The organism is Crocinitomix algicola (assembly GCF_001661595.2).
Taxonomy (GTDB): Bacteria; Bacteroidota; Bacteroidia; order Flavobacteriales_D; family Crocinitomicaceae; genus Crocinitomix; species Crocinitomix algicola.
In genome coordinates, this window is sequence record NZ_LYPF02000018.1 from 116,248 (window position 1) to 132,256 (window position 16,009).

Genomic DNA, 16,009 nt, shown 5'->3' on the forward strand with positions numbered 1-16,009 from the left:
AAAGAATTTGACTTTCGTAACCTTTCTAAAAACAAAGTCGTATTCCCTATGCAAAGTTGATGAAATTTATGGATAACAAAAGCCATACTTGAGATGAAAAAATTTTTTATTGGGTTATTGGTTCTCTGTATGAATGTAACATCATTCGCGCAAGACCCTGAATTCACCCAGTTTTATGCGAACCCTATTTATTTAAATCCTGCCATGGCAGGAACGCATGGATGTCCGCGTTTAAACTTAAATTACCGAAACCAATGGCCTTCTATTTCAGGCGCATTTGTTACCAATAGTATTTCATACGATCAATTTGTGAACGTATTGCAAGGCGGTGTAGCCCTAATGGTAACAAATGACATGGCAGGTAAAAATACTTTAAACTGGACGACCATTAACTTGGCCTATTCTTACCACCTACAAGTAAGCAGAAAGTTTACAATGTTGTTTGGTGCACAAGCAGGATGGAATCAAAAGTTTTTAGATTGGAGTAAATTAACTTTTGGTGATCAAATTGATCCAAGACGAGGATTCATATACCAAACGGGGGATTTACCAAGAGGTAACTTCTGGAATGATGGCAGTAGCTGGGGAACAAAAGGTTTTTTTGATTTATCAGCAGGGTTTGTAGGATATTCAGAAAATTTTTATTTCGGTTTTGCAGCAAAGCACTTGAACACGCCAGAGGAAAGTTTAATTTTGAATCCTGACGGTGAAAGTAGACTCCCTATGCGATTTACTGGACATGTTGGAGCGAATATTGAATTTGGAAAAGGTTCTCAATATCAAAATGTAACCTCAATTTCACCAAACGTTATTTATACTTATCAAGATGGGTTTATGCAATTAAACTTTGGAACCTACATTAAGTATGGTATATTTACGGCAGGAGCATGGTGGAGAGCAAGAGACGCTTTTATATTGTCTGTTGGAGTAGATGCTGGAACATTTAGATTTGGTTATAGTTACGATATCACTATCTCACCTTTGACGAATGCTTCAGGTGGATCACATGAATTATCCATGGGATTCAATTTTAATTGTAAAGAAAAACCTAAAAAGTTTAGAACAATATCTTGTCCTTCTTTTTAAGGAAAAGTGTAACCAATGAATTGGGAATTGTTATAGCAGAAAGGAAATAAAAAATGAAAACGCGAAATAAACCATATAAGATGAAAGGGATTAAGTTTTTAGTAGTGTTGTTGGCTGGAATTTCAATCGTTGCTTGTCAGCGAGAAAGATCTAATACAACAGGCTGGGAATACAACAGACCGGAGAACGGTGGATTCCAAAAAGTACCTTATTTTGACCAAGAAACAGGTCCAGGTCTCATTCTTGTTGAAGGAGGTACCTTTACTATGGGTCGTGCAGAACAAGACGTTACTTATGAGTGGAATAACATTCCTCGAAGAGTAACAGTTTCTTCCTTCTACATTGACCAATTTGAGGTAACAAACTTTAACTGGTTAGAATATTTATATTGGGTAGGCAGAACATACGAAGAGTATCCAATGATTTACCAAAACGCACTTCCTGACACATTGTGTTGGCGTTCACCTTTATCGTACAACGAACCGTATGTGGAGTATTACTTGAGACACCCTTCATACCAAAATTACCCAGTTGTAGGAGTGAGTTGGGCGCAAGCAAATGATTTTTGTAAATGGAGAACGGATCGTGTAAATGAATATATCTTAATTCGCGAAGGTATTTTACAAATGAATCCAGATCAAGCAGGTGAGCCATTTACCACAGACGCTTATTTGGCTGGACAATATGAACCAGAAGGAACACAATTTTTAAGAGACTTAAATCCAAACCAAGGATGGAGTGGTAAGAAAAAAGATTTAGGACAACGAATTGTTCGTATGGAGGATGGAATTTTACTTCCGAGATACCGACTACCGACTGAAGCTGAATGGGAATTTGCTTATTACGGATTAATTGGTTCGATGACTAACCCTGAAGATGGTGGTGTGATTGAAAACAGAAGAACGTACCCTTGGACAGGTCACTGGGTTCGTCAAGACGATAAAGAATTTCAAGGAGATATCCGAGCAAACTTTGTGAGAGGTAGAGGTGATTACATGGGAGTTGCTGGAAACCTTAATGACGCTGCTGATGTTACTGCTCCAGTAGATTCATATTGGCCAAATGACTATGGTCTTTATCATATGGCCGGAAACGTTTCAGAATGGGTGTTGGATGTGTACAGACCTCTTTCACATGAAGATTTTGAAGAATTCAGACCTTTTAGAGGTAATGTTTTCAAAACAAAAGTTCTAGGAAATGACGGAGTGATTGACGAAAAAACAATTCAGGTTATTTATGACCCACACGGTATTAAAGAATACTTGCATGAATTTGAAAGTAAACGTTTTCAGCGTATTTCAGCTCAAGAGCATATTCCAGAACCAACTGACACAGCAGATTTAATGTTCCCTGGAATGTCACAAGGTGTGAAATCTAGAAATGATATTGACTACTATAATAATCCACCTGAACAAGTTTACTTATCTCGTAATAAAGCTAAAGACTCATTGGAATTATTATTACTTGATGAATTAAACAGAGTTGTAGATGATGCCATTCGAGCTGCTGACAACGAATTTTACATGGAAGCGTCAGAAATTATTCAAACTAATATTTTCGACGGTTTATTCGATGGTGTTGATCAACGTTTTATTCGAATGGATGAAATGCAAAATGAATACCCATTAGAAATAATTCCAATTTTACGAGAAGGTATTTCCGAATATATTGTAAACACACCAGGTCGTTTAAAATGGAGAGAAGTTGTTGCTGAGGAAAATGTTGGCCGTTTAAATTATCGTAATTCAGATTATAGAGATGAACGCGATGGAGATTTCGAATCTTCAATTTATTATGGTGACGACAAACGTAAGAACGATATAAATCAAGGTGTTCGAGATCAATCATTGGTGATGTATCAGAATGAACACGAAGAGTATGATCTAAATGGTAGAACAATTAAACCAAACGATCGTACAAGTTGGCCAACAACTTTAATTTCGGACAACTCACGTGTCTATAAAGGAGGTTCTTGGAAAGATAGGGCTTACTGGATTGTAGGTTCTCACCGTAGATTCTTAGATCAAGAACAATCGTCTGCCACTATTGGATTCAGATGTGCGATGGATCGTATGGGTAGTCCAAGAGGATTAGGAAGATCTAGATAGATTAATCTAAAAAATATATTTTACAAAGCTGATTCATAATTGAGTCAGCTTTTTTTTTGAACCTAATGAAACTTCGTTTGTACAATATCAAAAAACGAACGATGAAAACATTATTATTTATATTTAGCCTAGCACTATTTCAAGGCTTCTCAAATGAAGATTACACCATTAAATCAAAAATTAATAACGTAGTAGTTTATCAACAAGGTGCCCAAATCAATCGAACCGGAACCTATACTGTGCGAAAAGGAATAACTGAACTTCATATTACTGGAATCAGCAGTCAAATAAACCCTCAAACTTTACAAATAAAGGCCAGCGGTAACATCGTCATTTTAGACTCTAAACACAACAGGTTTTACCCTGAGCCAGAAGCGACATCCAATCAAAACCTTGAAGTACCTCTAAAAGTAAAGCGACAAATCAATACGTTAAAAGACTCTTTATTTGAATTAAGTTTTGAATTGAACACCCTTAAAAATGAAATTAGTGTATTGCAAAATGAGAAAAGAATCATTGAAAATAACGGTACAATAAAGGGAGTTGGCAAGGTAAATGATTCAATACCACTTTTAAAAGATGCCCTAACCTTTTACCATAACCAAATGAACAAGATTAATGCCTCTATACTGAATCTCAGTCGTAAAGAAATGAAATTCAACAAACTAAACGCCTTAATGAAAGAACGGCTCAACGAATTAGAAAATTATAGTCTTCAAAATAAACCCGTTTCGCCTCAATCGTATGCGCCAATAGACGAAATTATAATTACCGTTTCAGCTAAAGAGTACGTTTCAGGAACCTTAAAAGTATCATACCTTGTTAATGGAGCTGGTTGGACACCTTTATATGACATAAGAAGTAACGGAAATCAAGAAACCATCGAACTTACATATAAGGCTCAAGTTTATCAAAACACAGGCATCAATTGGGAAAATACTTCTTTATCAGTTTCAACGAATAATCCTTATACAAATAAAACAAAACCCACCCTAAAACCATGGTATCTGGCAATTCAAAATAACTCGTATAATTCAATTCCGCAACCTCAATATCAACGAGAGGCCAAAAAAACAGAAGCTTTTAATCAAGAGGAAATTACAGATGATGAATTATCATTTGATTATGAAGAAACAAGCGCCATACACGCAAATCAATTTATGACAATGATTGATCAATCAATTGCTGTTGAATATAAGATTGATCTCCCCTACACTATTAAATCTGACAACCAGAAAAACATGGTCCTTGTAAAACAAGCAACGCTAAAATCAGAATACACCCATTATACCGCACCCAAACTCGATAAAAGCGTTTATCTAATCGCACAAGTCACAAACTTGGATGAATTAAACCTCATCCCTGGAACTGCAACCATTTTTCATGATGGCACTTATCTAGGAAATACTTATCTAAACCCAACCACCTTAAGTGACACATTAGATCTAAGTCTTGGAAGAGCTACCCAACTGCAAGTAGAACGTAAATTACTTAAAAATGCAACAAAAGAAAGAATAGTTGGCGATAAGGTAGAAAAAACCTATACCTACAACATTGAGGTTAAGAATCACAGTAAGCAAACAATGACATATATTTTAGAGGATCAAATTCCAATCACTAGAAATGAAATAATCATGGTTGAATTACTTGAAGGTTCAAAAGGAAAATTGAATGAAATAAATGGAACGATTACTTGGAATGAAAAAATAAAGCCGGGAAGTAAAAACAACTATGAACTAATCTTTAAAGTAACCTATCCAAAAGCGCAACCTATAAATTTAGCGCTGAATTAAAAAAGAAGTCAGTCTAATTTTGGTTAGACTGGCTTTTTAAATTTTCATCATGCCAATTATATGATGGTGATTGTTCTATTGCATCCATGATCTGATCCAAGATATCTTCGACCTTATCATCGTAATTAATATTCATAGGTGGTTTTACAGTCATACTTAATACCGAACCACGTTTTTTATTCTTTAGTCCTTTTTTATCAAACGCCCTCCTAAAACCGTCTATTACTACAGGGACAACGATAGGTTGATGCTTCTTGACTAATATTGCTGTTCCAATACGCCCCTTTGTATAAGGCGTTGTTGTTCCTTGCGGGAAGGTTATTGTCCAACCAGTTTTAATAGCCGTATCAATTTTTTGAGTTTCAGATCTATCAACTTTTCTTCTTACATTTTTACCATTTGCTCTCCATGACCGATTTACCGTAACAGCACCTGAATAAGCCAACATTTTGGGTAAAAACCCTGATTTCATTGTCTCTTCTGCAGCGACATAATAAATGTTATGTTTTTTACAGAACAAAAAACCCGGATATTTTATATTGTTGGGCCTACCACCTAGCGATGAATATATAGCGTGAAGGAAAAATGAAACATCTGCGAAATAGGTTTGATGATTGGATACAATTAGGACATTTTCATTCGGTAGATCTCTAAATATCTCCGCTCCTCTCACTCGAGGTTTATGAACCCAATTGAATCTAAAATAAACAATTGTTCCAAACAATCTAATAATTACTCTTTTGAGAAAAATTGATTGACCAAAAACATTTTTTTTAAATAATCCCATACCTGATTTAAACCTTTACAAAGATAATCAATCTAAAAAGTATTACTTGGATAGAACACATATTTAGTTTAAATAACATAACAAGATTAACGAAATAAGATTTTTTATTATTCATTCAATAATTCGTATCTTGTGCGTTCATAAATTTTACCATGAAAAAAACGCTACTTATTATTACTATATGCTTTACGGCATTAAATTCACTTGGGCAAACACCAGAGGTAAGTTTTGACCAACCACGAAGTTTTTATAAAACACCACCATTACGTGACCTATTAAGAACAATTCAACCCGTAAACGATAGTATTATCCATCTTTCAGATGCACCAAAGCCAATAAAAACATTTCGTTATGGAGACACTACGCTTCTTGATCATTCTGTCTATAAGGAAGATGATGCCATTCAAACCGAACAAGGCAACAGAAGCGATCGCGGATATCGCTGGAGTTTAAACATTGATGGACAATTTGGCGCCTTTCCACCTGACCCTACTGGAGCCGCAGGTGCAAATTATTATGTGCAAGCCGTGAATAGTACTTTCCGAGTTTTCACCAAAGATGGTGACCCTGAAACTCCACCGTATCCCCTAAACACTTTATGGGACCGATCAGGAAATGGCGACCCTATTGTAATGTACGACCGATTTGCTGAACGATGGTTCATAAGTCAATTCTATTTTAACGATGTTTCGGAGGAATATGGACTTTTAATTGCAATATCGGTTACATCTGATCCGTTAGGTGAATATTATACATACGATTATGATTTTGCGCTTTTCCCTGATTATCCAAAGTATGCAGTTTGGTCTAACGCCTACTTCATGTCAGGAAATTCATCTTCAGCAGACTGTTGCGCTTTTGAAAGAGAGAAAATGTTAGTTGGAGACCCTACCGCGGGAGTAATCAAAATGACATTCCCTTCTTTGTATTTGCAATTTAACAGCCTTGCCCCTGCTTATGCTGAAGGATATGTAGAACCTGACTCTGATGAACCAGGTTATTTCTTTGCTGTGCAAGACAATAGTTATCCTGGTGTATCTACTGACCATATCAAAATTCTTAAAGCTGATATTAATTGGGATAGCCCTGGTACTTCAACAGTTTCAATTCATCAAGAATTAAATACAGCCTCTTTTAATTCTGTTTTCGGAGGTGGTTGGACAGAAAACATTACTCAAAAAGGTACATCACAGCGCTTGGATGCAATTCCTGGAATATTTATGTATCGTGCTCAATATAGAAGATTTGATGGCTATAATACAATCATGCTTTGTCATAATGTTAATGTGGGGGGAAGCAGAGCAGGTATGCGATGGTATGAATTACGCGACAACAACGATGGAGTTTGGAACATACATCAACAAGGAACTTATGCTCCTTCAGACGGCAATAGTAGATGGTTGGGTAATTTAGCTATGGATGCTCATGGAAACATTGCTATGGCTTATTCTTTCACCGGTTCGGATGATTACGCAGGAATAAGATATACAGGTCGATTTGCAGATGATCCGTTGAACGAAATGACCGTTCCTGAACAGATTGCAGTTGAAGGAGAAGGAGCTCAAACTGGCGGAGGTCGATTTGGTGATTATTCTCAAATGACAATGGATCCTTCAGACGACATGACATTTTGGTATACTGGAGAATATCTTGGTGCTGGAGGATCTCGAAAAACAAGAATACTGGCTTTATCTACTTGGTATTTCTTAGGAACGGAGGAAGAGAAACCAGCTATATTCAATGCATTTCAACCTTATCCTAATCAACTACAATTGGATTGGTCGAATTTAAAAGATGAAGATATAGTTGTATCAGTATTGAATATAGATGGAAAGGAAATTATTAATAAACAAATTAAATCATCAACTACAGATAGGTTAGTACATCTACCAAACAATCTTTCTGGTATATTCATTGTAAGGTTAATTGGAGAAAACACTAATCTTAACAAGAAAATTTATTTGGGGAATTAATATGAAGTACGTTATAATTATTCTTAGCATGTCATTACTCGCTTGTGCCACAAGAAAAGAGGAGCAATATGAGAAACAAGCCACTGAAAATTCATCTCAACAAGAGAGCATTTCAGACCACACGGAACACAAAGGAATTATTTGGGTAGACGGCGTAATTGTACAACAAACCGAAACTAAACCAGAATGCGAATTCTTAATTGAAGTCGTTTTGGACAACCAAAAACAGCAGTTGGTGCCATTACATATACCAGAAGAACACAAAATTGATGGTAAAAAAATTAGATTCTATTATTCAATGTCAAGAAGACAGTCGAGTTGTGGAAATGCAATACCGATTGTTATTGAGGAGATTGAACAGAAATAGTTTTATTAAGCCATCTTTCGGGATGGTTTTTTTTAAAATTTTAAATGGCAAATACACTAATTGACAATTTTGGTCGTCAACACGATTATCTGCGCATATCTTTAATTGAACGTTGCAATTTACGTTGTACATATTGTATGCCAGAAGAAGGCATTCGGTTACGTGACAAATCTGAATTCATGACTCAAGAAGAGTTAATTCACTTGGCAAAAACTTTTGTCGATTTAGGGGTGAGAAAAATTCGATTAACAGGTGGTGAACCGTTGATAAAAAAAGATTTTGCTGAAATTTTGTTCCAACTTGGTCAATTGCCTGTAGAACTGGCAATAACCACAAATGGCGTGTTATTGGACAAATATTTTCCCGCAATGCGAAAAGCAGGTCTAAAAAAGCTGAACATTAGTTTAGATTCCCTTAATGAAGAAAAGTTTAACGCAATATCGAGACGAAAGAATTTTAAACGAATATGGAAAAACATAAATACTGCTGTACGTGAAGGTTTTGATGTTAAAATCAACGTTGTACTTATGAAAAACGTTAATGATAACGAAATAATTGACTTTATTCGACTTTCTAAATCAGCCCCCTTAAAAATTCGCTTTATCGAATTTATGCCTTTTAATGGAAATGAGTGGGATTGGACTAAAACCGTAAGACATTCTGAAATTATAGACCAGGTCGATAAATATTACGCGCAGCAGTATTCACAGCAAAACACAAAGAAAAATAGTACTTCTAAGAACTATAAAATAAATGGTTTTAAGGGAGATTTTGGTATCATTAGTACATTAACCAACCCTTTTTGTGATGGCTGCAATCGAATTCGTTTGACAGCAGACGGAAAAATTAAAAACTGCCTGTTTTCTTCGGACGAAACCGATCTACTAACTGCTTTTCGGAATGGTGAAGATATTGTGCCATTAATCAAATCTTCAATTCAGTCCAAACATGAAAAAAAAGCTGGAATTAAAACATTTAGAAATGATGACGATGCTTCTATTTACAATAACAATCGCTCAATGACTACAATTGGAGGTTAAGTTGGTTAAGTTAACTGCAATCGTTTAAGCTCATTAACAATACGATCTATTTGAATTTCGGTTAAGTAATTTACCTCTAATTTATCCGACCATGAGCTTTTAAATCTGGTAACATTATAACCTGATTTCTGTCCAAACTCTTGTATGGCACTAAACACCTTTTCTGTTCGCATTGCTGAACATAAAATAAAATCACAAGCGCTATGATCTAGGTTTCGAATCGAATTAATTAGGCGTTCTTCTTTTTTATCTTCAATTGCAATTCCAATTTTTAAAGCGTTTAATTCTATGATTGTGCTATTACTATCCATTAAGTCAATTGCCCCTATATCCCTTATTGCTTCATCACTCAATCCAATCAATATTTGACTGACTGTTCTAATAATTGAAGACTTCTTTTCTCCCCAACCGTTCTCTATAACAATAATCGCTTTATTCACTTTCCTAAATCGTTTTACTTTTTGCTTTTAGCATTTTGATTCACGGAACAAAGATGAACCTTTTTGGTCATTTATAAAACAGTAGAAAAACGGTGACGTAGCACAATTTAATAGGTAAAAATGCTTAAGTTTAGGTAATAAGCTATACCAAACCTAAACGAATTGCATATTTAATTAAACCGGCAGTATTTTTAACCTGAAGTTTAGAGAGGATATTTTGACGATGCGAATCGATGGTACGTTTGCTCAATTCAAACTTTTTTGCAATTTCTTCATTTGTATATTCATTAGCAATTAATCGAAGTACTTCTAATTCACGTCTGGTTAAAGACACCTTTCGCTTGTCAATTGCAGATGAGTTCTTACTTTCCGACAAATCACCATCATATGGTTCCATAAGTTTTAATGCCACTTCGTTACTATAATACTTACCGCCACCCATTACTGTTTTGATTGCGTTCGCTAGAACTTCGGAACCCGTATTTTTTAGCAAGTAGCCTTTAGCTCCAGCCTTTATCATTGAACGAATTTCATAGTCGTCACTGTGCATTGAAAGTGCGATTACGCGTATCTCTGGATTATCTTTTACCAATTGAGCTGTGGCTTTAATTCCATCCATTTCGGGCATATTGATATCCATAAGAATTATGTCATAAGTAAAAATCTTTGCTCGTTCTACAGCTTCTTTGCCATTTACAACCTCATCAATGCGCTCAATAAAATTTGCATTTTCTCCAGATGTCAACGTATACCGAATACCCGTTCTTACAAGCTTATGGTCATCAGCAATTAAAATTTTTATCTTTTCCATATATTAAATTTTGGGGAATTTTACTTGTAACGAAGTTCCCACACCAATTTCACTTTTTAATTCATGTTGGCCATTAAACGCTTTTACCTTAGTGCCTATATTACTAATCCCTCTATTCTCTCCTACATTTACCAATTTTGCCATATCAAAACCTTGACCGTTTTCCTTCATGAAAACCTCAATCATATCTGTCGTTTCAACCAGTCTAATTTCCAAGTTCTTTGCGGTAGAATGTTTAATCATATTATTGATAAATTCTTGAATAATGCGATACATAACAATCTCTAATTCAGAGAATAATCTAGGGAAATTTTCGGTACTTACAAAATCAACATTAATATTATCTGATTTTTTTAATTTACCAACTAATGTCTCTACAGCTAACTTGACACCACCTTTAACCAAAACATTTGGCATTAGGTCAAAACAAATTTCCCTCAATCGTTTAATCGCATTTCCCATAATGTCATCACAAAGTTCTATTAAATTCATGAATTCTGGGTCATCAACCTTAAATCTTTTAAAGTTAGAAATCATTAATTGCGCCATGGATAATTCTTGTCCGAGAGAATCATGCAAGTCATCAGCCACTCTACTTTGTTCTGCACTTTGAGTTGATAGAATTGTTTTTAGAATTAATTTCTCATGTTCTTTCTGCTCTGTAATATCTTTTACTGAAATTAGATAACCATTAAATTTTCCGAATCTATCAAAAATTTTTGCGCATGTAAATAATCCATAGATGACAATGCCTTCTTTTGTTATTATCTCAGATTCTACCGTAAAATGATTTTTTTCATTTTTCAATTCGTGTTGAATTCGCTTAAAAAAACCTTGATTTTCTTTACTTAAAAGCAAGGATAAATGAGCTTCTAAAAGATCTTCACGTTCGTAGCCCGAGTGATTAATTATGGATTGATTAACATCATTTAAAACTCCATTTTCATCGGCAATCACCACCATATCGGTAACTGTATTAAAAATACTCGAGAAATATTCTTTAGAAACATTGGTAGACAACAACTCTTCCCCAAGCATATTTATACCTGAGATAATCATATCTATTTCATCTACATTTTCAGAAATCTCACCTTTAACGTGATAATCCCCTGCAGAGTATGATAGTAAAAGATCACTTATTTCGTCAATTTGTGATTTTCGCATGAAACTTTAAGTTATGGGTCTACTTTGTACAAAGTAACAAAATATTACTAATAAATCTTGATTTTTTTTAAACTATTCAAATTGTCTTAACCATTTGATGGCGTCTTCATAATTCGAAAATAATCTTCCTGGCATAGGTCCTTGGTTAAAAGGAATTTTAAGGAAGAAATTCGCTAAATGCCGTGTAAAAGCAGAGTCTGTAACGATTGCTCCAGCTTTTAATCCTTCAGAACCTTTTTTGGACGACAAAAAACTCCTTGCATCGCGATCAACTCCTTTTGTTCCAATAACATCTACTAATATTAAAGTCTCCTCCCCTTTCATCAATTCTAATCGCTTGTCAACAATCTCTTTTGCAAGCTCTAACGTTATTGGTCCATCCAAGTATGTACCAAAAAGAATCCCATCCTCGTATTTGAATTTATAGTGTTTCGATTCGAATGAAAAATCTTCCATGGAGCTTTTTTAACTAAAGTACAAATTTTTGCCGTAAACAGTAGCTTTTAAAGTACAATTTTTCGACAAACAAACAAAAACTTGCGCTTAAAGACTTACGTTTTTGCTCTTAAAATAAATGGTAAAAAAACTAAAACTGTCCGTTTTTAATCTGTTGTAGATAAACGTGATATAGATGAATTTTACAATGAATTACAAACTAAACACAATTTCAAATGAGTAAAAAATCTATTATTGAAACAGTAGACCAAATTATTAACCACGCAAAAGACCGTGGTGTAATCCATTTAGCAACCGAAGATACAAAACTTCAACAAAACATTATTACCATCAACGACAAACCTTTAGTTAATTTTGGGTCATGTAGTTATTTGGGACTCGAATTTAATGAAAAATTACGAAACGGAGCTAAAAATGCCATCGATGATTATGGTACCCAATTTTCGTCTTCACGTGCATATGTTTCGCCCAAGTTTTATGTTGATTTAGAAGATAAACTTACCCGAATTTTCGGTAGCCCCACGATAGTAACTGCCACAACTACTTTAGGTCACCAAGCAGCGCTCCCAGTGCTTGTTGGACCTAATGATGTCGTGATACTCGACCATCAAGTTCATAGTTCAATTCAATCTGCAGCACAACAATTAAAAGCTAAAAAGATTCCTGTTGAACTGATTCGACATAACAGAATGGACTTACTTGAAAAAAGAATTTTAGAGTTAAAAGGTCAGTATGAAAATATTTGGTACATGGCAGATGGAATCTATTCGATGTATGGTGACACGACACCAATTGATGAAATATATTCACTTTTAGACAAATATCCTTCATTCAATTTTTATGTTGATGACGCCCATGCCATGAGTTGTTTTGGAGAAAATGGCAGAGGTTTCGTGTTAGCCGACCGAAAAATTCATGAGCGAATGGTTGTTGCTACATCATTTGCAAAAGCCTTTGCAACGGGTGGAGGAGCTTTGATATTTCCGAATAAAGAAATGGCTCAAAAAGTAAGAAACTGCGGTGGTACACTCATCACATCAGGACCAATGCAACCAAGCGCTTTAGGTGCTGCAAATGCATGCGCAGACATCCACTTATCAGGAGAGATAAAAGAACTACAAGAAGACCTTCAAGAAAACATCAAGTATACCACTCTATTGTTAAAGAAGTATGGTTTACCAAATTTATCGGAAAAATCATCTCCAATATTCTTTATCGCGGTTGGATTACCGAAAATCGGTTACAATTTAATCGAGCGATTAATGGGAGAAGGTTTTTATTTGAACTTAGGTATTTTCCCAGCAGTTCCGATTAAAAATACTGGCGTACGATTTACCATTACGCGACTACATACTTTTGAGCAAATCGAAGCAATGGTAGCAGCGATGGCTCACCACTTTCATATTGCGGTTGAAGAAGAGTCGTATTCTTTAGAGCAAATTTACAAAGCTTTTAAAATTGAACAAAAAACAAATCACACGCAAGAAAACAGCCAAAAATCAAATTTAAAACTTGAACGCCTCAATTCAATTGAAAAAATTGATAGTAACGAGTGGGATTCAATAATGGCTGAAAGAGGTGCTTTTGATTCAGAATATCTTTCAATATTAGAACAATCATTTAAAGGCCATCAAGCAAAAGAAAATAATTGGACATTTGATTACTTTCTTGTGCGTGATGAAAACGGTAAGATTGTCCTAGCAACTTTTACAACATTAGCACTGCTTAAAGATGACATGTTGATGCCTCACTATATTTCCAACGAGGTTGAACAAAAAAGACAAGATGACCCTTATTATTTAACAACAAAGACCTTAACAGTAGGCTCTCCAATTTCAGAAGGCGACCATCTCTATCTTAATCGATCAAACAAAAACTGGAAAAAAGCATTACTCATATTCATGAATGAGCTAGAAAAAGTTCAACAAGAATATAACGCTGAGAACATCATCATCAGAGACTTAAAAGACAACGACGATGAATTAGATGCCTTTATGGTTGACAATGGATTTTTCAAAACTTCAATGCCTGATTCGGGAATAATTGAGAAAATGGATTGGAATTCGGAAGAAGATTTTTATCTTGCACTTTCTACACGATCAAAACGTCATTTCCGTGAAAACATTAGAAGGTTTGAAGGAGAGTTCAATGTAGAGATCGTTAAAAATCCAACCAACAGCCAACTGCAATCGTATTACGACTTGTATTTAAACGTAAAAAAGAACAGCCTAGATTTAAATACATTTCAATTGCCTTACGCATTTTTTGAGGCAATGATACCATCCAAAAACTGGGAATTTATTGAGCTTTCATTGAAAAATGATCCAAATAAAAAACCAGTTGGGGTAGTATTCGCGTATATGACAAAGGACATTTACAATGGCCTGATTGTTGGGATAGACTATGAGAAAAATTATGAATTCAATGTCTATCGCCAATGCATGTATCAGGTCATTAAACGAGGAAAAGCTTTAAATTCAAAATTTCTCCCACTTGGGTTTTCTGCAATCGTCGAAAAGAAAAAATTTGGTGCTTCAGTGCATGGTTCATGCGCTTATATGCAAGCCAAAGACAATTTTAACATGGAATTGCTAGGCACAATTTCAGGTAAAGATGAAAAAAAGACAGACAATTATGGTATTAACAAAAGAAGAATTTTGCCTATTTAATGTAAAGTCGAAATTAAAATTAATGGAGAAAGATGGTTGCTTTCTGACAACTAAAGTTAGTCAGAACAACTATCTTATTTCGCTTTACGAGATTTATGGTTTCTACGTAGAGTCGACCTATGACTGTGTTCAAATGAAAACAGTTAGAGTTGAACCTGTGCTCAGTTCTAATGTACTTGAGTTGTATCCTCCAGCGAAACAACTTCAGTTCTTGAATTAAAAGCCATTTTTTCATTTAATCAACCATTCGACTATTGTTGGATGGTTGATTTGTCGTACAATAATACCAACAAACCTATAGGTTTAATGAACTCCCGCCAAGGATGGCAATGACAGCTTACGGCATTAAAAAACTGGACAAAACTTTTTGAGCCAACGTGGAGCGTAGCAAACGCTTGGGAAAAATGAATTTGTAGTTTTTTAAAACGGAACTAAAATGAACAGCCTGTATTGGCGGCTATCAAAATTAATTTTCTGAATTAAATTCAAACACTTTATTTATCAAAAGAAGAACATAACTTAAAACCATAAAAAACCCACCTTGGAAAACCAAGGTGGGTCATAAAATAAATTAGGAAATATCTCCAGACTTATTACAATTTATATGTAATTCCTAAGGAAATATTTGTCATACCTTTCGATCCAGAAACTAATGTATTTCCAATTTCACGGTCTAAAGAATATGTCTGATTGAACATCATGAAATATGCTATATCCAAAGAAAACGAAATATTTTCATCGAGATGGTATTTGGGAGTTATTCCAAATATGGCATTAAAGGAATCATCATTCCCTTTGAACAATTTATCATTCCACTCTCTAGTCTCTTCATACCTTCTTTTATATCCTGGATTTCCAATAGTACTTATTCCACCACCAGCGTGAACAAATAGGTCAAATTTTTCGGTACCAAAACCTGCTAATTCTGAAACTCCTAAAACCGCTTCTGCCGTGATGTTTAGTAAGTAGGATCTATCATCAACACCGCTTTCGATTACATTAACGGCTTTAACTGTGTTAAATCCAAGCTTTCCTTGAACCCCAATAAAATTATTGAACATATACCCTACTCCGCCATGCAAATGGAATCCAGGATCAACTGTACTTTTAGAAGAAGTTTCTCCTCCTAATCTAACTCCCGCATTCGCGTCAAAAAACAGACCTTTTTCTGTTTGAGCTGATGCGCCAAATATCATAAATGACAGCATAGCCATAATTGTAATTTTCTTCATTTCTAAAAATTGTTTGTGCTTTAATCTAGGTTAATATTCGACGCAAATCTAGTAAAACAAAACACATAAAACAATGAAGAAAT

14 protein-coding genes are annotated in these 16,009 nt (G+C 34.9%); 8 read left to right on the top strand and 6 right to left on the bottom strand.

Annotated features, from left to right (window positions below; all coding sequences use genetic code 11):
* The first annotated feature begins 93 nt into the window (after positions 1-93).
* The 3 genes from A8143_RS12180 to A8143_RS12190 all read left to right on the top strand — a co-directional run bounded on the left by A8143_RS12180 (position 94) and on the right by A8143_RS12190 (position 4,987).
* Positions 94-1,086 carry a PorP/SprF family type IX secretion system membrane protein gene (locus tag A8143_RS12180; protein WP_083261365.1) on the top strand — a complete coding sequence of 331 codons (993 nt, stop codon included), beginning with the start codon at positions 94-96 and terminating at the stop codon, positions 1,084-1,086.
* A gap of 53 nt (positions 1,087-1,139) precedes the next feature.
* Complete coding sequence (locus A8143_RS17135) at positions 1,140-3,194, top strand: SUMF1/EgtB/PvdO family nonheme iron enzyme (protein ID WP_066759115.1); 2,055 nt, start codon at positions 1,140-1,142, stop codon at positions 3,192-3,194.
* A 101-nt stretch (positions 3,195-3,295) separates the two neighbouring features.
* On the top strand, positions 3,296-4,987 hold the full coding sequence (locus A8143_RS12190; protein ID WP_066759117.1) for a DUF4139 domain-containing protein: 1,692 nt from the start codon (positions 3,296-3,298) through the stop codon (positions 4,985-4,987).
* Between the two features lie 13 nt (positions 4,988-5,000).
* Here A8143_RS12190 and A8143_RS12195 read toward each other — a convergent pair whose 3' ends face one another.
* Positions 5,001-5,774, bottom strand: coding sequence for a lysophospholipid acyltransferase family protein (locus tag A8143_RS12195; protein ID WP_066759119.1), 774 nt, complete (start codon positions 5,772-5,774; stop codon positions 5,001-5,003).
* Between the two features lie 152 nt (positions 5,775-5,926).
* Here A8143_RS12195 and A8143_RS12200 point away from each other — a divergent pair, with 152 nt between their 5' ends.
* From A8143_RS12200 to moaA, 3 genes are read left to right on the top strand one after another with little or no spacing between them, the layout of a single operon-like run.
* Complete coding sequence (locus tag A8143_RS12200) at positions 5,927-7,747, top strand: T9SS type A sorting domain-containing protein (protein ID WP_066759126.1); 1,821 nt, start codon at positions 5,927-5,929, stop codon at positions 7,745-7,747.
* Between the two features lies 1 nt (position 7,748).
* Positions 7,749-8,114, top strand: coding sequence for a hypothetical protein (locus tag A8143_RS12205; RefSeq protein ID WP_066759128.1), 366 nt, complete (start codon positions 7,749-7,751; stop codon positions 8,112-8,114).
* 44 nt (positions 8,115-8,158) lie between these two features.
* Complete coding sequence (moaA, locus tag A8143_RS12210; RefSeq protein WP_066759129.1) at positions 8,159-9,154, top strand: GTP 3',8-cyclase MoaA; 996 nt, start codon at positions 8,159-8,161, stop codon at positions 9,152-9,154.
* Positions 9,155-9,159: 5 nt separating this feature from the next.
* On the opposite strand, the gene A8143_RS12215 is transcribed toward moaA, so the two are convergent.
* The 4 genes from A8143_RS12215 to A8143_RS12230 all read right to left on the bottom strand — a co-directional run bounded on the left by A8143_RS12215 (position 9,160) and on the right by A8143_RS12230 (position 12,025).
* Positions 9,160-9,594 carry a hypothetical protein gene (locus A8143_RS12215; protein WP_066759130.1) on the bottom strand — a complete coding sequence of 145 codons (435 nt, stop codon included), beginning with the start codon at positions 9,592-9,594 and terminating at the stop codon, positions 9,160-9,162.
* Positions 9,595-9,736: 142 nt separating this feature from the next.
* Complete coding sequence (locus A8143_RS12220) at positions 9,737-10,405, bottom strand: response regulator transcription factor (RefSeq protein ID WP_066759131.1); 669 nt, start codon at positions 10,403-10,405, stop codon at positions 9,737-9,739.
* Positions 10,406-10,408: 3 nt separating this feature from the next.
* Positions 10,409-11,569, bottom strand: a complete 1,161-nt coding sequence (locus tag A8143_RS12225; RefSeq protein WP_066759132.1) for a PAS domain-containing sensor histidine kinase — start codon at positions 11,567-11,569, stop codon at positions 10,409-10,411.
* A gap of 72 nt (positions 11,570-11,641) precedes the next feature.
* Complete coding sequence (locus A8143_RS12230; protein WP_066759134.1) at positions 11,642-12,025, bottom strand: SpoIIAA family protein; 384 nt, start codon at positions 12,023-12,025, stop codon at positions 11,642-11,644.
* Positions 12,026-12,240: 215 nt separating this feature from the next.
* Here A8143_RS12230 and A8143_RS12235 point away from each other — a divergent pair, with 215 nt between their 5' ends.
* On the top strand, positions 12,241-14,694 hold the full coding sequence (locus A8143_RS12235) for an aminotransferase class I/II-fold pyridoxal phosphate-dependent enzyme (protein WP_066759135.1): 2,454 nt from the start codon (positions 12,241-12,243) through the stop codon (positions 14,692-14,694).
* Between the two features lie 22 nt (positions 14,695-14,716).
* A complete protein-coding gene (locus A8143_RS12240) occupies positions 14,717-14,914 on the top strand; it encodes a hypothetical protein (protein WP_139134345.1) in 198 nt (65 codons plus the stop codon).
* Positions 14,915-15,287: 373 nt separating this feature from the next.
* Here A8143_RS12240 and A8143_RS12245 read toward each other — a convergent pair whose 3' ends face one another.
* Entirely contained in the window at positions 15,288-15,926 is a 639-nt protein-coding gene (locus A8143_RS12245; RefSeq protein ID WP_066759138.1) for an outer membrane beta-barrel protein, read from the bottom strand.
* Positions 15,927-16,009: the final 83 nt, after the last annotated feature.